This is a genomic window from Chachezhania sediminis (genome assembly GCF_009765275.1).
In the GTDB taxonomy this organism is placed as follows: domain Bacteria; phylum Pseudomonadota; class Alphaproteobacteria; order Rhodobacterales; family Rhodobacteraceae; genus Chachezhania; species Chachezhania sediminis.
Window position 1 is genome coordinate 114,787 of record NZ_VOPH01000011.1, and the last position, 21,041, is coordinate 135,827.

Genomic DNA, 21,041 nt, shown 5'->3' on the forward strand with positions numbered 1-21,041 from the left:
CCGCAGGGCGCCAATGGCGCCCGGTCGTTTCTACAGAGCGAAGGCGCGTTCGCTGGCAAAGCCCGGCAAGACCGGCGCGCCCGCATTGAATTCATACCGCCAGGACACCTTGTCCCCGCGCTTCAGGCCCAGGCGCACGACGCCCAAAGCCCCTTCCAAGAACAGCGCCGCGATGCGTCCGCCGTCCTTCAATTGGTCGATGATCGCAGCCGGCACCGTTTCCACGGCACCTTCGATCAGGATCGCGTCATAGGGCTTGTGTTCCGCGGCACCTTCGGCCAGCGGGCCGCCATGGACGATCACGTTGTCGATACCAAGGTCCGACAGGATCCCCGGCGCATCCGCAGCCAGCGACTCGTCCTCTTCCACGGCGACGACGACATCCGCCATCGAGGCCATGACAGCCGCGGTGTAGCCATAGCCACAGCCGATATCCAAGACCATGTCGCCCGGCCCCAGATCCAGCACTTCCAGCATCTTGGCGATGGTGCGCGGTTCCAGCAGCACGCGGCCACCCCCCAGCGAGACATTCTCGCCGGCATAGGCCGCCTCGCGTCGGGCGGCGGGAACGAAGGCTTCGCGCGGCACGGTCAGCATGGCTTCGATGATCGAGAAGCGTGTGACGTCCGACGGGCGCACCTGGGTGTCGACCATCATGCGGCGGCGCGTGGCGAAGTCAGTCATGTGTAAACTCTTTCGTTCAGACGCTGGGCCAAGTCCTGACATATCGCGCGGCGTCGGGCAACGGCCCGCGGGGGGTTTTCCGCCCCCTGCGACCGCGGCAGCACAGCGCGGGCCGCGCGGAACCGCCTTGGAACACAGCGCCTTCGGAACCGGGACCACAAGGATAGCAAAGCGTGTAGCCGGAGCGCACGAATATTCCGTTGCCGCAATGTCATGTGGCCATCGCCCGCGCCGTGGGCAGCGCACTCCCCCTTTCGGCGAAGCGTTCGCCCCGGCATCGACCATGCCGTGTCCAGCATCGCCGACTCACTCTGTGTTCCACGCGCGCTGGTGCCCAAAGCCGAGACGGCGGCGGAACATGTCGCGGACATCCTGTGTCCCAGGCGCACGGGGCGCCCAACACCTTTTCGCCTGCTCTCTTCGCTCACTGCACTGTTCCCCATGCGCGTACGGCGGCCCGCCCTGTGTTCGGCATGGATCTTTGCCGCATTTGGCCCCGATATCACCCTTATGCCGCCCGGTCGGCCGTGGCACGGAACGTCGCACACCGATGTGTCCTGTCCTTCGGGATGGCCACGTTCTCCGGGCTCAGCCGGCAGGCAAGGGCGGCACACAAAGCCCGTTGTTGCTCACCAGGGACAGGACCCCATGCTTGAACGAAACCTGCAATCTTCCGGAAACCGTCTTCGCAGTGTCCATTCGGCTGTTCTTCAGGATGTTGCAGACTCCACGCCCTCTGACAGCAGATTCTCTGCGATCTTCATGGCCTCTTCGCGGGTCAGGGCAAGCTTCAGTGGAAAACCCCAGAATTTCGCGAAGGCAACGCCGAAGGTCCTGAAAGCAAGACGCTTGGCAGAGTTCGGCTCGATCACGATCATCGCCCTGACGCGCGTCCGCAGCTCTGCCTTGTGTTTCTTCATCCACAGCGCGGTGCGCTTCTTTTCCTCGTGGCTGTGGTCATGGTCTTCGGTCGGCGCGTTGTCGGTCAGGATGACAAAGGGCGCGCCGCGCTCGAAGCTTGCCTCCAGTGCCGCGAAATCCTCGTCGTGGTCGTGATCGGGCGCTTCGTCGTAGCTCATCCAGACAAGCGGGAAGTTCCTGATATCCAAGGGCATGTGTCGTCTCCTGAAGAGAATGGACGGTTTCAGACCAAGCGAATGTGCCGCCACGTAATGACAAGCGCGACCACACCCGGCAGCATGATGGCCAGCAGTTCGAGGCCCACGAGATGGCCGCCATCGCGCAAGCCATCGAAGACGCCGGCGAGCGTGCTCATGATGAACAGCAGACCGCCGAGGACCAGCATCGCCCAGTCGGTAGCGCGCCTTGCGGCCAGCGCCAGCAAAGGCGGGACGACCCAGGCGCCATAGAAAATGGACACGCCCCACAGGGAGGCGGGATCGAACGTCATGGCCTGCATCGTCCCTCCGCTGCCGACATAGACGTTCAGATAGGAAAAGCACTGGATCGTGACAAAGAGTGCGGCGCCAACCGCGGGGATGAGCCATGCGAGCGCGAGCTTAACCGGTGCATTTTCGATCACGTGAAAACTCCTGTTCAAAGTGTCGGGCAGGTCAAGCTCTGCCCCTCCAGTAACGGAGCGCGATCACAAGATCCGCCAGCCGCCTCTTCCTCACAGCAATACGTCGGCCGACACGTGGCGTCATTGCGCAACCCAGCCACTATATGTTTCAATCCGGCCTGAACCGATAACATCGAGGTCTGAGATGTTTCTGGACGTCCGCCGCGACTGGCTTGCCTATGTCGACGAGATCCCGCGTGCGCTGGTGGCAGCCAACGCGGTCGCCACCCTTGACGCCCTGGAGCAATCGCCCCGGCACCACCATAAGAAGGCACAACTGCTTTTCACGGTGCGTGGCGTCGTCAATTGCGAAGTCGAAGGCGCAGTCTGGATCGTACCGCCGCAATGCGCCGTGTGGATTCCCGGCGGGCTGCCCCATTCCGTTTTCGGCTCGGGCGAGGTGGAGTGTCTCTCTCTCTTCATTGACCCTCCCGAATCCGCGAACCTGCCGAAAGACTGCTGCACGATCACGGTGTCACGTTTTTTCCGCGAGTTGCTGATGCGGGCAAACGCTCTGCCGGACCTCTATGATGTCGACGGTCCGGATGGCCGGATCGTGTCCGTTCTCTTCGATGAACTGGCTGCGGCACCGGTCGAGGACCTCTGCCTCCCCATCCCCGCCGATCCGCGCCTGAAGAAGCTCACCGACCTGTTGATCGCGGCGCCTGCGGATCATGCGAGTGTCGCGGAATGGGCCGCCCGCATCGCGCTCAGCGAGCGCAGCCTGAGCAGGCTTCTGGCGGAAGAGCTGGGCATGAGTTTCGGCCGCTGGCGCCGACAGTTGCATATCGTCCTTGCCTTGCGGCAGCTGAGCGCGGGCCAGACGGTCCAGGCCGTCGCCATCGATCTCGGCTATGAAAGCGCCAGCAGTTTCGTGACCATGTTCCGAAAGATGGTCGGCAAGCCGCCAAGCCGCTATCTGCTTGAGCGGAGTCGTTCACGATAGGGAAGAGCGGCAGGAGCTGCCGGGTGTCGTCCCCAATCGCCGCTTGGCGAATGCCCGGCGGGGCATTCGCCCCGACACGCGACGTGCTCAGGTTCAAGACCTCTTTGTGAGCCCGAGCAGGCCTCAGTGCTCGCCTTCGCAAGCCTGATGATCGGCCAGGGCCTGCAGCACCCGGCAGGGTTGCCCATCGGACTGACCGTCGCAGGTCTTCACGACGCGCACCAATTCGGACTCCAGCCGCTGCAACCGCGCGATCCGGTCACGGATTTCGACAATCCGGTCCTTCGCGATACGGTGCGCGTTGCCATGGGCCGCATGAGGTGTCTCCTGCAACGCGATCAGTTCGGCAATGGCGTCGAGGTCGAAGCCCAGCTGCCGGGCATGGGCGATAAAGGACAGCCGGTCCAGCTCGGCGTCGCCATAGCGGCGCTGCCCCCCGTCCGTGCGGCCGGGATCGGGCAGAAGACCGCGCCCCTCATAGTAGCGGATCGTCGTCACCTTCACGCCCGTGCGCCTGGACAGCGCACCGATGGAATGAGCCTGCATCGCGATATCCCTTGAAGCTACAGTGGCTGTAGATCGTATCTACCATGGCGACGAAGCGAATCAAGAGCACTGCCATGACCGACCGACACCTCCGCAGCCCCGACCTGCCGGACTTCGACGCCCCTGTGATCCGCCACGGGATGACCGCCCGCACCGCCGACATCCGCCGTCGGCACATGACCCCGACAGACAGGGGTCACCGGGTGGAGGCAAGCTGATGGGACAGGATCACGGGCACGGGCACGGGCACAATCACGGGCATGGACACGGCCACGCACACGGGCATTCACACGGGCATCCGGGCCATTCGCACGGCCCTACCCTCTCGGCCAATGACTCGCCCGAGGCGCGCCGTTCCAAGGAACGCGCCATCCTCGTCGCCGCAGCGCTGACCGGCGGCTTCATGGGGGCCGAGGTCATCGGCGGGATCATCTCCGGATCGCTCGCGCTCTTGGCCGACGCGGGCCACATGCTGACCGACTTCGCCTCGCTCCTGCTGGCCTGGTTCGCCTTCCGGCTGGCGCGGCGACCAGCAGACTGGAAACGGACCTACGGCTTCGACCGCTTCTCGGTTCTGGCCGCTTTCGTGAACGGGCTCACGCTGTTCGCCATCGCCGGGTGGATCTTTTTCGAGGCTGTCCAGCGCCTGCGCGATCCGCACGATGTGCTGGGCGGGCTGATGCTCTGGGTCGCCGTGGGAGGACTGGTGGTGAATATTCTGGCCTTCTGGGTGCTCAGCCGCGCGGAGGGCGACAACCTCAACGTCCGTGCCGCCGCCCTGCACGTCATGGGCGATCTCTTGGGCTCAGTCGCGGCAATTGCGGCCTCGCTCATCATCATCTGGACGGGCTGGACCCCCATCGACCCGATCCTGTCGGTGCTGGTCGCATTTATCATCCTGCGCTCGGCCTGGTCCGTGGTGCGCGAGAGCGGTCACATCCTGCTCGAAGGCGCGCCCGCCGGCTTCGATCCCCGCGCTGTCGCAGCCGACTTGGAAGCCACGCTGCCCGGCGTGGCCCGCGCCCATCACGTCCACGCCTGGTCGATCACGCAAGAGCGGCCCATGGCCACGCTGGAGGTCGAACTGGCGCCGGGCGCGGTGGCGGACGACGTACGCCGCGCCGTGAAAGGCCGCGTGCGCGAAACGACCGGGATGGAACATGTGACCGTCGAGGTGACGGCAGGCGCGGCACAGGAGGGTTAAGCTCTCTCCATCCCCAGGAAGGCACGGGCCATGGGCGTGCCCGATCAGATCAGGCCTTCGCGGGGAGCGCCGCGAAGGCCCAGGGTCAGGACGCATTGGTCCCACGCCGTCGACGTCAAATCCGCAAATGAGGCGGGCCACCCCGTTCGTCTTCGAACGGATCAACGCGGCCCTGGCAGCGGCGTGCCGCACCACGACTTGTCCGGCCGGTATGGACTTATCCGACCAGCATGATTGTGTGGAATCGCTTGGGTGCGTAGCATTGCGTCACGAGAGCAAGAAGATCGACTGAGGCAACCATGTATAGCACAATCCTATTGGCCTACGATGGATCGTTGGAAGGACGTCTCGCGCTGCGCGAAGGGGCGAAGCTCGCCCAGGCATGCGGTGCGCGCGTTGTGCTTCTCGCCGTCGTGGAGCCCTCTTCCGCGGTCTTCGCGGGTGATGCGAGTACCGTCTATATCGGTCCGGATATGACGGATGAATTCAGGCAGATCCTTGACGAGGGCGCGGCGCGCCTGGTTCGCATGGGCCTGTCCCATGAGACGCGTCTGGAAACGGGGCTCGCGACGGAATGCATCACCCGTGTGGCCCATGAAATCGGGGCTGAACTGGTCGTGGTTGGGCACCACAAGCAAGGGGCAATGGCGCGGTGGCTTCTGGGATCGGTCACGGCCTCCTTGAGCGACAGCCTGAATTGCAGCCTGCTTGTTGCGCGCCTTGAGATTTCCGATGAGGCGCTTTTCGGCGAAACATCTCAATAGCACGCGGGCTCGCGAGAGCGTCGCAACGAATGCCAACGGGGTTGCCCGCCCTTTTATGCCGGAACGGGCGTGGCTTGCCGTCCTGCAAGGCGAGACCTTTTCCGACGCATGCCTGCCATTTCGGCCCTGAGACAGCGAAGCTGCCGTTCCCCCTGGGCACCGGCAGGCGCCATACCGATGGCCGGCGCGACAAGAGCGGCCATCGGCCCCCATGTGGACCACCCGATTTCAAACCCGGTCCACCTGTGTTGACGGACAAAGGGAAATTTCGCCCATCCCGGCCCAGCCGGAACTGACGCGATCTGGCGCGCCGCAGCTGCGAAGACGACACTCGGCATCTCGCCTGCTTGAAGGACAAGCCTGGCCATCTTCGGCCCGGCGACATCCAGCGGCGTCGCGTGATTTCATGGCTGGATGCCTGGGCGAAGAAGGACCCCCCCCGCAACGGGCGAACTGTCACTTGCGCGTTCTGTCATCATCACGGAACACTCGCGCGACGGGGCTGTTGACGACGAAACATCTGAACCCTGCCAAGGGCGTGAAGTCGATCAAGTGTGAAAAGCAGGAGCGGGAACCGTTGCCCGATACGATGGCGGACGCGTTCCGAGGGACCTTCCCGTTCGGGACGCCGCGAACGGCCGCGCTTCGATCTGCATCGCGGCACCGGCCAGCGGATCGGCGCCGTGCTGAAAATGCGGTGGGCCCAGATCGGGGGCGACACAATCCGCATCCGGTAGGACAAGATGAAGACACCTCTGACCTTCCCGGTGACGCCGAACTGGCAGCCGGCGCCGGACGTGGCGACGCAGGGCAGCCTCTTCATCCTCTCCAAGGACATGTCCAAGACGAAGCGCCCGGACCCGTGGACCTATCGGGGCGCGACCGACGCGATGCAGGACGCTGCCGGGGCCCAGCCCCATGACCTGCATGCGCTGTGGTACGCGGGGGCCCGAGAACTGCGTATGGCGGGATTGGGGCAAGCGGGTCGCGGCCGTCACCGGCCAGTCCGATACCATGGTGCGACACTGCAGCAGGCACCCGCGGCACCGCGTCCGCGCGCGGGAAGCGCCGCGGAAAAGAACATGAACGGAACGGGAATGTGCGGTAGACCGTGCGGCAAACACTCTTGCGCCCGGTCAGCCGCTGGACTAAATGCCTAGCACCACTACAGTCAGGCGAGTTGGCGGAGTGGTGACGCAGCGGATTGCAAATCCGTGTACACCGGTTCGATTCCGGTACTCGCCTCCATTATCCGCAATAAGTCCCTGTTTCTAGAGGGATTTGTAACGGCATAGATGTTGACCCCTCATTCAGCCCACCATCTTGGATGCACTTGATTGCAACAGGATGACACACGCCCTACATCTATGACTAAGCGCAAACGGCGAAGACAGACCTTTGCGTAACTGACAAAGCAGCGGGGGGCTGGCTCTTCTGAGCAGGCCCGACTGGCGGAATATAGCCTCATGCCGAGACTTCCTTGGCCGCAGCCCTGATCCGCGCGTGCTCGACCCGGTGGCAAGTCGGACACAACAGGGCGAAGTCCTTTGCCGTTGTGTACCTCAGGCCTTCTGCACTCGTGGCGTCCTCAACCGCCTTTCTCACATCCTCTTTGGCCAGGTCGAGCATCCGATAGGTTCCGGTCTTTTTCAGTTTGGTGATGGCCTCGATGCGTCGGAATATCGCCAGATTCTCAGCAGCGTATGAACCTGGCAAAGAACGCCCATTCCCCGTCCGGCATGCGGAGTCGTGGCAAGCTGGCCTCCATCGCATTTACCAGTTTGATCTATGCCCGAATCCTGATGTGAAGCCATTTTTTCTCAAATCGGCCTAGAGCAGGACAAGGAAGTCGTCGGCGCTCAGCGCAAGGCCCTCTTCCATCTGGGCCAGTAGCTGCGCGTTGTCGCCTCCTTTGCCATCGGCGTCGAAGAACAGCTTGCCGTTGGTGCCGTTGTAGATGATCCGCGTGTCGGCGCTGATGGCTTCGCCGGGGACGAAGGCAAAGGCGGCATCGGCCAGGACCCCGGCCTTCAGGCCGAACCCCTTTCCTTCCAGGACGATGGTGTCGGCGCTGCGGAAATCGGTGATCCGGTCCACCGCGCGCCCGTCGGTATCGGTGAACACGAACTCGTCCGCGCCGCCGCCGCCGGTCAGCACATCCGCGCCCTTGCCGCCGACCAAGACATCCTTGTCGGCACCGCCGTTCAGGCGGTCCTTGCCCTTGCCACCGTCCAGGATGTCGTCGCCGCGCTGCCCGAACAGGCGGTCATTGCCGTTGCCGCCAAAGGCATCGTCGTCGCCGCTGCCGCCCTTGATCACGTCCTTGGCCCCACCGCCGTCAGCCAAGTCGTTGCCCTTGCCGCCCAGGATGATGTCCTTGCCATTGGCCCCGTTGATCATGTCCCCCCCGCCGCCGCCGACCAGCCGGTTGGAGCCTCCGACCCCGAAGATCTGGTCGCCGCCCCCGCCGCCGGACAGCGTGTTGTCGAAACTGTTGCCTTCGATCAGATTGTCTTCGGCATTGCCCTTGACCAGCGTTGCCCCGGCAACATCCGCCAGCGTGGCATGTTCGACATTGTCCGCCATCCTGATCAGGTTGCTGCTGGCGATGATACGGTCGAAACCCTGGCCGGCCTGCTCGATGATCCGGTCGTTGCCATCGAAGTGATAGGTATCACTGCCGAAGCCGCCGATCAGGGTGTCCTTGCCCTTGAACCCGTCCAGTTCGTCATTGCCACCACTGCCGACCAGCTGGTCATCCTGGACAGACCCGATGATCTTGTCCGCGGTCGAGGATCCGTTGACGACGACCTCATCCGTTCCGCGTTCCCAGTCGCGGAACTCCAGTTCGCTCAGGTCCGCGGCGCCATTGTCCACGTCGACGATCAGCCGTTCGACCATGCCCTTGGGCGCGAAGACCTGGATCAGGCTGTCCGGATCGAAGACCCCGCGGTCGATCTGCGACGACAGGAACGCGACCCGGGTGCCAGCGTCGCCGCCCAGCTGCAGGCCTTCCATCCCGATGATGGAAACCTGGCGGAAGTCGATGAAGCCGCTGGCGAAGACCAGGAAATCGTCGACGCCGGCGGCGCCGAAATAGACCTCGCCCGCCACCACATCGGACGCCTCGTTGACGATCAGGAAATCGTCGCCAGCGCCGCCCAGCATGATGTCCTTGCCGGCGCCGCCGTCCAGGTCGTCATCGCCAGCGCCGCCGATCAGCCGGTCGTCGCCCGCGTCGCCGAACAGCCGGTCGTTGCCGCCGATTTCCGTGGCGCCGGACTCCGCCGTGCGCACGTCACCGATCAGGATGTCGTTGCCGTCCAGGCCAAAGATCGTGTCGTCGCCGCCCGTCACCTTCGATCCGGCCTTGGCTGTGCCGACATCGCCCACCAGCACATCGTCGAACTCCGTGCCGACGATCTCGTCATCTCCGCCATTGACGGTGCCGGTGGCGGTGACCGCATCGCCGAACAGGCCCTTGATGGCCGAGGTCGGGCTGTTGGTGAAATTCAGCGTATCGTCGCCGCCATTGACGGTCCCGGAGGCGGTGATCACGTCGCCGCTGACCCTGCCGACCGAGGTGCCGCCCGCGCCCGGCGTATTGCCCAGCGTCACGGCGGGAAAACTGCCGACAATGGTGTCCGCACCGCCCGTCAGGGTGGCGCCGGTGCTGACGCTCAGGAAATCGCCGGCGACCTCCAGGACCGAGTTGACCTGAAGCGCCCCGCGCCCGTCGTCCGTCAGCGTGATGTGATCGTTGGCTCCCACGACGGTTCCCGCGGTCAGGTTGCGACCGTCGCCGGCAAAGTTGGGGATCAGGTAGGGGCTGAACGACAGTGTCTGGGACCCGGCGAAGACCTGGGCCAGGTAACCGTCCGTGCTGTCGAACAGGGTCGGGGTGATGTCCAGTTCCAGGCCGGCGACCCGGACTTCGACATCCGCGAACCCCAGGCGATCTCGTCCGACGTTGTGGGTCAGGCTCAGTTCGAACGCCTCAAGCGTGCCGTCGACCGGCAGAACGGAGCCAAGCGGGTCCGCACCAAATGAGAAGTCGCGGCCTTCGAACCGGATCTCAAGATCCACGACCCCTCCCCGGCTGCCGGCCTTGCCACTACCGCGCTTCTGGTTGAGTTCGATGGCAAAGACATCGTCCTCACGTACGACTTCGCTGTCGAGGTAGGTGGGCTCGCTGAGCAGATCGAAAAAGCGGCTGGCCTCTTCGGGAGTCAGCTCCGTGTCCGGGTCGTCGTCGAATCCAGCCGGAAACAGCAGGTCAAGCGCACCTTCGTCGCCACGCAAATTCAGAGCAGACAGTTCCGAATGCAACAGGTTGCGGACGATATAGATCTTGGACGCATGTTTCGACGGATCCAGGTCCGTGCCCGAAAGGGTCGCGCTCATGTTCTACCTCTCTCATCCCGACGTGGCTTTCGGCTGCGTGGGGAATTCAAACTGGTCAAATCGACGAAAGACGGGACTTCCGCGGATCAATTGCGGCCCGGGCGCGCAGGTGAATGGGGGCAAGCCTTGGCGACCCACCGATACTTGTCAAGTTGGTTTGATTTCGTCTCACGCGGGTGTCAGGACAGTCCGGGCCCGGAGTGTATCAATGCGCTTTGCCTTTATGTGCGACGAAACATTCGGCGTGATACGTTTCACTTCACGGACGTTCCGGCCTCGACCAGGATCTGGTAGTTCCCGCCGCCGTTCATGAATCCCATCTTGCGCAGGAACCGGTCCGCCTGCCGCACCCGGATCCCGGCGGAAACATGGACCGAAATCGACCGGGCGCCGCTGTTGACCGACCGCCGGATGAAATGGCGCATCAGCTGATAGGCGGCGGTGCTGTTCCGGAACTCCGGCGAGACATAGAACAGCAGGCAATTCGCCTGGATCAGGTCCAGATAGAGATGCTCGGCCGCCGAAGCGTGCAGAAGGCCCACGGCCCGGACCTCTCCGCCGCGGTCGCTTTCCGCAATCATCCCGATATCCACGGTCTTGTCCGACAGGACATGATCGATGACGACATCCACCCGGTCCGGCTGGATCGGGACGGCGCGCATGTAGGATTCCGCATGGGCCGCGGCGCAAAGCCTCTGGATCTCGGCCCGGTCGGCCTCGGTCACCGCGCGAATGCGGACAGAGCCGCCGGAAAGCCTGCGTTGGGCACGCGAAGATCGCTCCTGGGCCAATACGGCGCTCCTTCCATCTTGGGGGTCGGTCCGTCATGGAGCCGATTTGGGATGGTCTTGGCAAGACCGCGCTTGAGTGCATTGGCCAAAGCGGATGTCACGATCCGGCGTGCAGAGGGGACGATTTCAATGTGCGACGGGCGGGATCGCATTATCGGCTATGGCAGATCATCCAGTTTTCGCAATTTCCGCAACCAGTACCATATCGGGTATTGCGCCCGAATTGAAGGCAGGCGTCGCGCCCATCCCCGGGGCACTTTTCCCGCTTCGTGTTTTCGTCAGAACGGGATGCAGCGGCGCGCTCTCCACAAAGCGCTGGGCCCTCTCAGGGTCGACGCGGGCACTCCGCGCAGAAGCCCGGTAGACCAGCCAGCAATGGACGGATCCCACGACGCTGATCACCACGCCAGCTATGCAGATCAACGTACCAATCATGGGCTTCCCTTTCTGGAGGTCTCTTGGGCGCACGCAAATGGCACGCGCCCTGAGGAGGCTGCACCCTGACCGATGGCGTGTCAAATCCGTGGAGGCATGGTCGCGTTATAGCGCCAGCGCGCGCTGCAGATCTTCATGCTCAAAGGCGCTGGCCATGCGGTTGATCTCAACCGAACGCGCACCGACCGACCTCGCGGTCTCGCGCCAGGTTGCGGTGACCGTGGCAACCTCCTTGATGATTTCGCGCGCCTGCGCGAGCGTCAGGGCGAAGTATTCTGAAGCCTCTTCCAGCAGGTCGAGCGAACAGGTGCCCTCGTCGAGATCGATATTGGTGGTCAGCACCCGCGCCTTGATGTCGGTCGGCACCGGATTGAGATCGTAGGCCGGCGACAGCGACCATCCCGCCTTGCCGCGCCAGAGGAAGCCGTGGTTGCGCAGATGATCATCGACGTTGGAGATCAGTACGCTGAAGACGACGCGGCGGTACAGAGCCCGGGCATCGGTCTTGCCCTGCGCACCATGCGCGGTCAGGGCATCGACGATCTCGGGATAGCTCCCGCGTTCGCCATCCTTGGCGCCCATCATCGCCATCGCTGACAGGAACGGGATCCGTATGGCACCCTCGCGATCGAACCGCCGCGACAGCATGACCTTCTTGCCCGCCACATCGATGAGTTCGTGGTGCGGCGTTACGATGCCAGCCTGACCAGCCAGTCGGAGCGCAATCTCCTCCCATGTCTCCATGCTGTATTCATCGGTTTCCTTCGGGAACTTGGCAATGCTGAGGTGGCCATGGTGGTCGATGACCGAGGCCTTCGGCCGAGCTCCGCCCAGCGACGAGCCAGGCGCAAAGATGAGCTGTAGGTCCTCGTCGGTTTCCTCATCCCGCAGGATCCGCTCGGTGACCTGAAGCAGACGTCCGAGTTCGATCAGGGCGGGAACCCCCGCGCGGATCGGTGCCAGGAATGGCTCTTCTCCCACTCGACGGAAGCGAAGCGCGCCAAGCCGGGTCTCGTCGGCGACACCCAGAAGATAATCGCTTTCGGTCAGCGTGCGCACGGCACGGCGATCCCGTTCGGCGCGGCGTCGCTCCGCGCGCTGCATGAGGCGGCGGCCCCAGGTGTCGGGCGCGGAGTCGCCAATCGACCCAAAGGTCGACAGCCCCGCCGGTGGCGCAAAAGCGCCACGCGTAATCGGGAGAGCGGGCTCAAGCGAGAACCGTTCAGCATCCTTGAGCCAGGCGGGATCGTACTCGAACAGGATCGTCTCATTGCCGCGGACACGGTTGCTGCGCGCCAATCCGACGGGATGCAGGCGACCATCCAGATCGACGTGGACCTCGAAATCAGCCATCGCGCGACGGTCCCGCTGGCCGCTTGAGGTGGACACTCTTCGGCAAGTCGGCACTGGCCAGAGCCTGGCCGACGGTGTCGTTGGCGATATCTGCCACCTGGCTTAGCCCGTCCAGCAGCCCAAGCGCCTGGAGGACGCTGGCATAGATGCCGATGCTGACACTGGTGTCTCCGGCCTCGATCTTCTGGAGGGTTGATCGCGACGTGAAAGCGCGCTCCGCCACGACCGCCATGGGCAGCCGCCGACGCCGCCGGGCGTCCTGGATGTCCGCGCCGAGCTTGCGCAGCGCACGCCGCACTGCGGCAGGAGGGTTGTGAGGTGTCGGCATTTGTCACCTTCGCGCTACATAATGAGGATATGTGTAGCACGAAGATGACAATTTTCAAAGCTGCCGCGTAGCGTTCCCGCAGCGCCGAGCCATCCAGCTGCGCACCCTAAACTCTCCTAGGGCTGCAATAGGGGCACTTGTCCCTGACCTGCCTCCGACAGCACCGATGCCAGTGCGCCGAAGGTTCACCCCGTCTTTAGTCAACCATCTTGCCTTGGTGAATGTCTGTCGCCCTCGAAAGGGCATCAGCTTGGTACTGCAGTCAACCATACCATCGCGACGGCAGTAGAGCCCCACCATCCAGCCACTTCTGTCGGGTAGCCGCGAGGGCGACAGCCCCGTGCTCCCCGATCTTCTGGACCAGATCCCGGAAGACGAGGAAATCGGCACCGTTACCGGTGATGGCGCCTTCGACACCCGCCGTTGCCATTCGGCGATCATTGCGCGAGGTGGCACAGGGATCATTCCCATCCGCAGAAACGGCCGCCTCTGGAAAGAAGATTGCCCCGCCGCCTTGGCCCGCAACGACATCCTGAGGGCAACCCGGCGCCTCGGCCGGACGATCTGGAAAAGGTGGTCCGGATATCATGTCCGCAGCCGGGTCGAGGCCCGGATGAGGAATCTGAAATCCTTTGGCGAGCGGATCGCCTCGAGGGACCCCGACCGCGAGACAGCCGAGATCCACATCCGCGTCGCCCTGATGAACCGCTTCAACGCCCTCGGCACCGCCGAGATCGAACGTGTGGCCTGACCTCAGCTGGAGAAAGGGCCATCATGTCCTGAAGCCGACTTCTGCAACAATGCCTATCGGCGCCCTGGAATATCCGTGTCACATTACCGGCACGCATCAAGGCCACGCTCATTTGTGCGCGCTGATCGGGGGGGGCGCATAAGGGCGGGCCCGGCAATTTGACGATTGGCAATATTGCAACGAAGCGAATTCGTTGAGGCCCGTGGTCGAGGGGAACGAGTGCGCCGCCTATGAATCCAATGCCGCTTTTGCCAGCGGTGGTCAGACGATGCGGGAGAAGCCCACGTTGATTGCGTGCATGGGGCGGGACACGCCTTTCAGCGTCAGCGCCTCTTTGCCGTGAATGGCCGCTTGCACATCTGCCGGTGGCGGGCCCATCTGGTCCGACGCGATGACCCGCCCGGCACCGGCCCGTGCGCAGAGGCGGGCTGCGATGTTGACCGTGCCGCCCAGCACCGTGTGATCCAGCCGTTCGCCAGCGCCCAGCGTTGCCTCGACCACGTCGCCGTCGTGAAGGCCGGCGCCGACGCCGCGAGGCAGCGCGGCCGCGTCCAGTTCCGGCAGGATCGCGGCCACAGCGCGCCAGGCCCGGTCCCGTCGATCCTCACCTTCGAACCAAGCGATCAGGCCGTCGCCCAAGAGCCGGTCGACATCGCCGCCATGGGCCAGGATCTGGGCAAAGGCGACTTCGGCCACGCGGTTGACCAGCGCCGTGATCTCCTCGGGCCGGGCTCCGTCGGCAAAACCTGAGAAGTCGCGGATGTCCAGGAACAGCACTGTCGCGGGCAGCCGCCGGGCGGCGCCGTCATCCGCACCGGCACTAGACTGGACATGGCGCGACACGAATCGGGCCAGCGACTGCCGAGCCAAGACCAGCGCCGCGGTGCGGTTGTCGATCTGGGTTTGGGCCAGGCCGATCAGCCACATGGCCACGCCCAGGACCGCGGCCAGGCCGAGGAAGATCACCGCCAGCCAGAGCTTCGTCGTGGCACCGATCAGGCCTTCCAGGCTGCGCGCATCCTGTTGTGTCACGACGATCAGGGGCAGTGCGCCGGCACCGCGATCGACAAGGCTGGCCACGACCCATTGCGTGGCATCGGTGACCCGTTCCGTGAAGGCCGACATGTCCGTCTGGCCCAGCGTCTCGAACAGTTCGGTCCGGTCCTGAAGGCATCCCGCGGCGCTGGTCGCGACGATCAGCTGGTCGTCCGCGCTTCGGATGGCGGCGCAATTGAAGCCCAGCTCCCCGGCCTCCGTCTCCAGCCGCTCGCGTTGCGGGGCGCTGCCCGGGGCGTCGGGGCCGGCCATGGCCGCGACCAGCAGGCGGTGCTTGAAGGCCGTTTCCTGCCGGTAGAGCCGTTCGGCCGTGCCGGACAGCGCCTGCGAGATGACGACCAGAAGCGCGATCACCATGACAACCAGCCCCGGCACGACCCAGGTGACGAAGCGGCGCCGCAGCGGGAACGGCGCGATCGGATCCGGCGCGCCCGTCATCTTGCGGCCTCCGCTTTCGGGAAGACCAGCCGCACGACCAGCCCCGGCGCGTTGTCCAGAAGCTGAAGCCGGGCGCCGTGCAGGCCGGCGATGGCCGCGACCAGGCTGAGGCCAAGGCCCGTGCCCGGGACGCTGCGGCTGGCGTCAAGGCGGACGAAACGGTCCAGAACGCGGTCCCGGTCGCTTTCGGCGATGCCGGGCCCGTCATCGCCGACCGACAGAACCGGATATCCGTCTTCATGCGCGACACGGACCAGGACACGGGCCGGCGCAAGGCTATGGCGCAGCGCGTTGTCCACAAGGTTGCCGATCACCTGCGCCAGCAGATCGGCATCGCCGGACACCACGACGGGATCGTCCGGTTGAGTGAAGGTCAGGGTATGGCCCGCCTCTTCCGCAGACGGCTCCAGGATCTCCGCCAAGTCTCCGGCCAGGCGGCCCAGATCCACCGGGCCATTGGCATGATCGGCGGTCCCGGATTGCAGGCGCGCCAGCCGCAGGATCGCGTCGAAGGTGGCCGACATTGCGTCGATATCGACCAGGGCAGAGCCGATTTCGTGCCGGACGTCCGCCGGAAGATCCTGTGACAAGGCCTGCGGTTCCAGCCGCATCCGCAGGCGCGTCAAGGGCGCGCGCAGGTCATGGGCCACGTCGGTTGTCACCTGCCGGATCGCGTCCACGCCGATCTCCAGCCGGTCCAACATCCCGTCGACGCGGCGCGCCAGTTCGGCCAGATCGTCGGCGCCTTCGTCGCCGATCCGGATCGCCAGTTGCCCGGCGCCGACGGCGTCCAGTGCGCTCTCCATCGCGTCGATCCGGCGTTCGTTTCGCCGGGCGAAGATCACTGCCAGCCCGATCGACAGGATCAGGCCAATGGACAGCGCCACGGCCAGCGTCTGGACCAGGATCTCGCCATTCTCGGCCACCCAGTCCTCGTCCCGCGCGGCGATGACCCAGCCGTCGGGGATGCGGATCCCATAGGCCAGATAGGCGTCGGGCCCTTCGATGCCGGGCGGCAGCGGGTCGGGGATGTCGGTGCCCACCACGATCCGGCGGACGCCTTCGAAGGGCGTGGTCAGCCGCAGGGACCCGGTCACGGTGCCGGCATCGTCGACATGGGCCACCAGGCTGGACGCGTCGGGCACGGACCGGGCCTGGGCCGCGATGAAGGCGTCAAGGTCGCCTGGATGCCCTTCGGCCGCGATCTGAGCCAGGTTCCGGGCACTGGCCATCGTGTCGGCGGTCAGGCGCTGGGTCAGTTCGCGGGACAGAAGGACATAGGACATGCCGCCCGCGACCAGCGTCCCCATGGAAAAGATCGCCGACAGCGCCAGCGCAAAACGCATGGACCATGAGATCGGGCGCGTCATGGCTGCAGCACGTAGCCCACGCCATGCAGCGTGACGAGCGTCGTGGTCCCGAAGGGCTTGTCGATCTTGGCGCGCAGGCGGCTGATATGGGTTTCGACCACGCTGGTCTTTGGATCGAAGTGCAGGTCCCAGACGGATTCCAGCAGTACGGTCCGGGTCTGGACCCGGCCGGGCCGTTCCATGAAGTGCCGCAGCAGCAGGAATTCGCGCGGCTGAAGCTCGATCCGCTGGCCGTTCCGCGTGACCGTCCGGGTCAGAAGGTCCAGCCGCAGGTCGCCCACGGCCAACTCCAGCACTTCATCGCGGAGCGCGGGGCGGCGCAGGATCGTGTCGATCCGGGCCAGCAATTCCACAAAGGCAAAGGGTTTCACGATGTAATCGTCGGCGCCGCTGCGCAGGCCCTGCACCCGGTCGTCGACCGCGCCCATGGCGGTCAGCAGGACGGCGGGCGTCCCGATCCGCGCCGCGCGCAGGGATTTCAGGATCGACAGCCCGTCAAGGCCGGGCAGCATCCGGTCCAGAAGCAGCAGGTCATAGCTGCCGCCCATGGCCTGGGTCAGCGCCTCGCGCCCATCTGCCAGGTGATCGACGACATAGCCTTCGCCGGACAGGCCCGCGGTGACATAGCGCGCGGTTTCGGCATCGTCTTCGGCGAAGAGTATCTTCATCGGTCCCCGGTCTTTCCTGCCTGTCGCGCCCCAGGCCATTGGCAGGCCCGGAGCGCCGTTCATCCGGATCAGTCGTCGTCCGTTTCGCCGTCTTCGTGCCCGTCTTCGTGGTCTTCCGCGTCCCCGTTCATAGCCGAGGTGGCGGCCGACGCGAAGACCTGCCCGTCTGCGGCGTCGATCAGCACCGTCCAAAGCGTGCCGTCGGGGTCCACGACGATAGCCTCCCACGCCAGACGGCCGTCTTCGTCCCCGAAGACCACGGCGGCCAGGTCGCCGGGATGGGCGGCCTGCGCCGCCTGGCCCGCGTCCTGCAACGATACGGCGGCATCGCGCGCCAGCGGGTATTCCTTGATCTCGGGCATTTCGGTGCCGGCGGCTGCAGCGAAAGGCAGGGCGCCCAGCAGGGCGGCGGGGATGATCAGCTTCAGGGTCATGGTCGGTCCTTTCCGTGGCCGGTGGTTGGTGTGCCATGAATCTGACCACCGCGATCCGGGATTACCTCGCCACCGCCTTACAAATCCGTAAGGCGCGGGATCGGCCGGGAGGCGGGTTCTTACGAAACCGTAAGGTTCCGGAGAAACTGTGCCGAACCGCGCATGTCATATCGCCTTCACTGCAGCCCCTTCCGGCTGCGCCAGATGCGAAAGGACATGGCCCATGACGCCCCCGATCCGAAACCTGCTGCTGTCCTTGGCGCTGATCGCCGTGCCTTCGGGCGGCTTCGCGCTGGCAGAGTACTTCATGACCCCGGCCGCCCTTCACGCTGCGGCGGACGGAACCGCCGCCCACGGGTTGGGCGACCTGTCGGCCTATGACCGGATCGTCCGTGACACCCGGGCCCTGGCCGATGCTGGCGACATGCCGGGGGCGGAACGCCGGATCACCGATCTGGAAACGCTGTGGGACGACAACGAGGCGGTGCTGCGCAAGGCCGACCGCCTTGCCTGGACCACGGTCGACGATGCGGCGGACGCGGCCTTTGCCGCGCTTCGGGCACGGACGCCGGACCCGGCGCAGGTCAGGGCGACGCTGACGGCCCTGCGGGACGTGCTGGCGCAACCGGTGCCGGCCGCGTCCACCGGAGAAATCCGCTTCGTCGACGGCATCGCCGTCACCGACGACACCGGTCACGCCCTGCCCTGCGAGGAGATGGTGACCAGCCTGCGCGACGCCCTGAAGGGCACGACGCCCGCGCCCGACGTGGCAGCGCTTCAGTCCAAGGCGCTGGAACGCTGCACCGCAGATGACGACACCCGCGCCGATGCCTTCGCGGCGCAGGCGCTTGCCCTCTTGAAAGGATGACCCGACCATGACCGTCGCCACCTTCCCCGCCACGCACGCGCAGACCGTCGATGCCCACGCGATGAATCGCGTGCCGGACGTGACGCCCGGCTTCTGGCTGATCAAGCTGACCGCCGTGACCATGGGCGAAACCGCCGCCGATTTCCTGGCGGTGAACCTGGGCCTGGGCCTGGGCCCGACCACCGTCCTGATGACCGCCGTCCTGATCGCGGCCCTGGCCTGGCAGTTCCGCCAGCGCCGATATGTTCCGGCCGTCTACTGGACCGCGGTCGTCCTGATCTCGGTCGTGGGCACGCTGATCACCGACAACCTGACCGACGCCTTCGGCATCCCGCTGGCCGTCTCCAGCGCCGCCTTCACCGTGGCCCTTGGTGCCACCTTCGCCTCCTGGTTCGCGTCGGAACGCACGCTGTCGATCCACGAGGTCTTCACCGCCCGGCGCGAGGCCTTCTATTGGCTGGCGATCCTCTTCACTTTTGCGCTTGGCACGGGCGTGGGCGACCTGATCTCTGAGAGCTTCGGCGTGGGATTTGCCGGGACCGGCGTTCTCTTCGGCCTGATCATCGCGTCGCTGGCGCTTGGCTATTTCGCGCTGGGTCTCGACGGGCTCTGGGCCTTCTGGCTCTGCTACATCTTCACCCGCCCGCTCGGGGCGTCCGTCGGGGATTTCCTGGCCCAGCCGACCGAATATGGCGGCCTTGGCCTGGGCACCGTGATCACCAGCCTTGGCTTCCTGGCCGTGATCGCCCTGACCGTCGCGGTCATGTCCGCCCGACGCAGCGCCCCGGCCCGCTGAGGCGCCGGTCCACCCCTTTCAAATCCGAGAGCACGCACATGGATAATTTCTCCGCATCCCCGACCAACAATGCTTTGCAACCCAGCAAGATCGCCGAGGTCACCGCCATCTTCTGGATCCTGAAGATCATCGCCACGACGCTGGGCGAAAGCGCAGGCGACCTGATCTCGCAGACGCTGAACCTGGGCTATGTCGCGGGCCTGGCCATCACCGGCGCGGCCTTGGCCGTCCTGCTGGCCGCACAGATCCGCGCAAAAGCCTTCCACCCGCTGCTGTTCTGGGCCGCCGTCGTCGGCACGACGACGGCCGGGACCGAGATTTCGGACCTCATGGACCGTACCCTGGGCCTTGGCTATGTCTGGGGGTCCGTCATCCTGACGGCGGGGCTTCTGGCCACGCTTCTGGTCTGGTACCTGAGGGACGGCACCTTGCGCGTCGACCCGATCAACCGCCGCGATGCCGAGGTCACGTTCTGGATCGCGGTCCTGTTTTCCAACAGCCTGGGCACGGCCTTCGGTGACTTCCTGGTCGACAATCTGGGCCTGGGCTACATGCAGGGCGCGCTGGTCTGCACTGCGGTGATCGCAGCGGTCCTTGTCCTGCACCGGACCCGCGCGGTGAACGCCATCGCGTTGTTCTGGATCGCCTTCATCTTCACCCGGCCTTTCGGTGCCACCTTCGGCGATCTTTTGACCAAGCCTCTGGCCAGCGGCGGGCTGGACCTTGGTACGCTTCATGCCTCGCTGGTCTGCGCGGCCCTGATGCTGGGGATCATCTTCATGGGGCACCGGCGGGCCATCGCCCGGTGAAGCTGGAACGGCGGCGCCACGATTGTGCCGCCGTTTCGTCGTTGGATGTTGGCGGTGTCGCATTGGGGCTCCGCGCGGCCAAGGTCCATTCTCCGCTACGGCGCGTGCTGGATTTGCGCCACAGCCAATGCCTGCTGCCTGCTTGCCTCCCCGAAGCTGAAAGTTCTAGGAACTGAAGGGCACCCAGCTTCCGCTTGTGCTGACGGCCAATTAACTCTTCGCAGCCGCAGTTAACGTCTGACCTACCGGTACACCCGTGACGAAGACGGCCTGCAGATGCGGCGATACTGGAGCGGAGAATGCCGGACCTGCGGGCTCAGGTCGCGCTGCACCACGGGCAAGGAGCGCCGGATCACCCGCTGGGAACACGAGCACCTGGTCGAGGAGATGCAGGACCGGATCAGCGGTCGAGAGGGATGGAGGCGGCTCCGACGGGCGACTGTCGAGCACCCGTTCGGGACTATCAAGGCCTGGATGGGTGCCACGCACTTCCAGATGCGACGGCTGAAGAACGTTCGAAACGAGATGGCGCTGCAGGTTCTGGCCTACAACATGAAACGGATGATCTCGATGATCGGCACGCGAGCCTTGATGGCCGCGCTCAAGGCCTGAATACCAAAGGCATGTTCAAGCCGGTGCCAAAGCCACAGGCAACGAACACACACCTGCACTGACGGTTCTCACACAGCCTCGGCCCGAAACCGACCTTCGCCAGGATCACCGTTGCCGCAGCGGAGCTTCGCCATACCTGATGGAGTGGATGGCTCCTGCTCCATCGGCGTCGCAATGCGCCATAGTGCAGATGTCATTGTCT

At 65.0% G+C, this 21,041-nt stretch carries 19 protein-coding genes, 1 tRNA gene and 2 pseudogenes; 10 read left to right on the forward strand and 12 right to left on the reverse strand.

The window, feature by feature from the left end; all coding sequences use genetic code 11:
• Positions 1-30: 30 nt before the first annotated feature.
• The 3 genes from FQK05_RS22250 to FQK05_RS22260 form a co-directional block, all read right to left on the reverse strand.
• Complete coding sequence (locus FQK05_RS22250) at positions 31-684, reverse strand: protein-L-isoaspartate O-methyltransferase family protein (protein ID WP_158971083.1); 654 nt, start codon at positions 682-684, stop codon at positions 31-33.
• Positions 685-1,394: 710 nt separating this feature from the next.
• Complete coding sequence (locus FQK05_RS22255; protein ID WP_158971085.1) at positions 1,395-1,799, reverse strand: hypothetical protein; 405 nt, start codon at positions 1,797-1,799, stop codon at positions 1,395-1,397.
• Positions 1,800-1,828: 29 nt separating this feature from the next.
• Positions 1,829-2,227 (reverse strand): hypothetical protein, encoded by a 399-nt coding sequence (locus FQK05_RS22260; RefSeq protein ID WP_158971086.1) that lies wholly within the window; start codon positions 2,225-2,227, stop codon positions 1,829-1,831.
• Between the two features lie 184 nt (positions 2,228-2,411).
• Here FQK05_RS22260 and FQK05_RS22265 point away from each other — a divergent pair, with 184 nt between their 5' ends.
• A complete protein-coding gene (locus FQK05_RS22265) occupies positions 2,412-3,212 on the forward strand; it encodes an AraC family transcriptional regulator (RefSeq protein ID WP_158971088.1) in 801 nt (266 codons plus the stop codon).
• A gap of 123 nt (positions 3,213-3,335) precedes the next feature.
• Here the strand turns inward: FQK05_RS22265 and FQK05_RS22270 are convergent, their stop codons facing one another.
• Entirely contained in the window at positions 3,336-3,758 is a 423-nt protein-coding gene (locus FQK05_RS22270) for a MerR family transcriptional regulator (RefSeq protein WP_158971090.1), read from the reverse strand.
• 74 nt (positions 3,759-3,832) lie between these two features.
• On the opposite strand from FQK05_RS22270, the gene FQK05_RS22275 reads away from it, so the two are divergent.
• The 4 genes from FQK05_RS22275 (at position 3,833) to FQK05_RS22290 (ending at position 6,974) form a co-directional block, all read left to right on the forward strand.
• Entirely contained in the window at positions 3,833-3,976 is a 144-nt protein-coding gene (locus FQK05_RS22275) for a hypothetical protein (protein ID WP_158971092.1), read from the forward strand.
• A complete protein-coding gene (locus FQK05_RS22280) occupies positions 3,976-4,962 on the forward strand; it encodes a cation diffusion facilitator family transporter (protein WP_158971094.1) in 987 nt (328 codons plus the stop codon). Before FQK05_RS22275 ends, FQK05_RS22280 begins: the two co-directional genes overlap by 1 nt.
• A 299-nt stretch (positions 4,963-5,261) precedes the next feature.
• On the forward strand, positions 5,262-5,726 hold the full coding sequence (locus FQK05_RS22285) for a universal stress protein (RefSeq protein ID WP_158971096.1): 465 nt from the start codon (positions 5,262-5,264) through the stop codon (positions 5,724-5,726).
• Positions 5,727-6,900: 1,174 nt separating this feature from the next.
• Positions 6,901-6,974 (forward strand) — tRNA-Cys (locus FQK05_RS22290).
• A gap of 582 nt (positions 6,975-7,556) precedes the next feature.
• On the opposite strand, the gene FQK05_RS26435 is transcribed toward FQK05_RS22290, so the two are convergent.
• From FQK05_RS26435 to FQK05_RS22310, 4 genes are all read right to left on the reverse strand, one after another.
• Positions 7,557-10,130 carry a calcium-binding protein gene (locus FQK05_RS26435; protein ID WP_158971098.1) on the reverse strand — a complete coding sequence of 858 codons (2,574 nt, stop codon included), beginning with the start codon at positions 10,128-10,130 and terminating at the stop codon, positions 7,557-7,559.
• Positions 10,131-10,384: 254 nt separating this feature from the next.
• Complete coding sequence (locus FQK05_RS22300; protein WP_158971100.1) at positions 10,385-10,921, reverse strand: GNAT family N-acetyltransferase; 537 nt, start codon at positions 10,919-10,921, stop codon at positions 10,385-10,387.
• Between the two features lie 540 nt (positions 10,922-11,461).
• Positions 11,462-12,709 (reverse strand): type II toxin-antitoxin system HipA family toxin, encoded by a 1,248-nt coding sequence (locus FQK05_RS22305; protein ID WP_158971102.1) that lies wholly within the window; start codon positions 12,707-12,709, stop codon positions 11,462-11,464.
• Positions 12,702-13,037, reverse strand: coding sequence for a helix-turn-helix domain-containing protein (locus FQK05_RS22310; RefSeq protein WP_158971104.1), 336 nt, complete (start codon positions 13,035-13,037; stop codon positions 12,702-12,704). The genes FQK05_RS22305 and FQK05_RS22310 overlap by 8 nt, the downstream gene beginning before the upstream one ends.
• Positions 13,038-13,350: 313 nt before the next feature.
• Here FQK05_RS22310 and FQK05_RS22315 point away from each other — a divergent pair.
• A pseudogene (locus tag FQK05_RS22315) lies at positions 13,351-13,788 on the forward strand (IS5 family transposase); the annotation flags it as partial.
• 261 nt (positions 13,789-14,049) lie between these two features.
• On the opposite strand, the gene FQK05_RS22320 reads toward FQK05_RS22315, so the two are convergent.
• The 4 genes from FQK05_RS22320 to FQK05_RS22335 all read right to left on the reverse strand — a co-directional run bounded on the left by FQK05_RS22320 (position 14,050) and on the right by FQK05_RS22335 (position 17,754).
• A complete protein-coding gene (locus FQK05_RS22320) occupies positions 14,050-15,282 on the reverse strand; it encodes an adenylate/guanylate cyclase domain-containing protein (RefSeq protein ID WP_158971106.1) in 1,233 nt (410 codons plus the stop codon).
• Entirely contained in the window at positions 15,279-16,652 is a 1,374-nt protein-coding gene (locus tag FQK05_RS22325) for a sensor histidine kinase (protein ID WP_233270633.1), read from the reverse strand. The genes FQK05_RS22320 and FQK05_RS22325 overlap by 4 nt, the downstream gene beginning before the upstream one ends.
• On the reverse strand, positions 16,649-17,320 hold the full coding sequence (locus FQK05_RS22330) for a response regulator (RefSeq protein WP_158971111.1): 672 nt from the start codon (positions 17,318-17,320) through the stop codon (positions 16,649-16,651). The genes FQK05_RS22325 and FQK05_RS22330 overlap by 4 nt, the downstream gene beginning before the upstream one ends.
• A gap of 68 nt (positions 17,321-17,388) precedes the next feature.
• Positions 17,389-17,754, reverse strand: coding sequence for a PepSY domain-containing protein (locus FQK05_RS22335; RefSeq protein ID WP_158971113.1), 366 nt, complete (start codon positions 17,752-17,754; stop codon positions 17,389-17,391).
• Positions 17,755-17,977: 223 nt separating this feature from the next.
• Between FQK05_RS22335 and FQK05_RS22340 the strand changes: the two genes are divergently transcribed.
• From FQK05_RS22340 to FQK05_RS22355, 4 genes and pseudogenes are all read left to right on the forward strand, one after another.
• Positions 17,978-18,622: a hypothetical protein gene (locus tag FQK05_RS22340; protein ID WP_158971114.1), complete on the forward strand. Its 645-nt coding sequence runs from the start codon at positions 17,978-17,980 to the stop codon at positions 18,620-18,622.
• 7 nt (positions 18,623-18,629) lie between these two features.
• A complete protein-coding gene (locus tag FQK05_RS22345) occupies positions 18,630-19,418 on the forward strand; it encodes a COG4705 family protein (RefSeq protein WP_158971116.1) in 789 nt (262 codons plus the stop codon).
• A gap of 38 nt (positions 19,419-19,456) precedes the next feature.
• Entirely contained in the window at positions 19,457-20,227 is a 771-nt protein-coding gene (locus FQK05_RS22350) for a COG4705 family protein (protein ID WP_158971118.1), read from the forward strand.
• A 237-nt stretch (positions 20,228-20,464) separates the two neighbouring features.
• A pseudogene (locus tag FQK05_RS22355) lies at positions 20,465-20,839 on the forward strand (transposase); the annotation flags it as partial.
• Positions 20,840-21,041 lie beyond the last annotated feature (202 nt).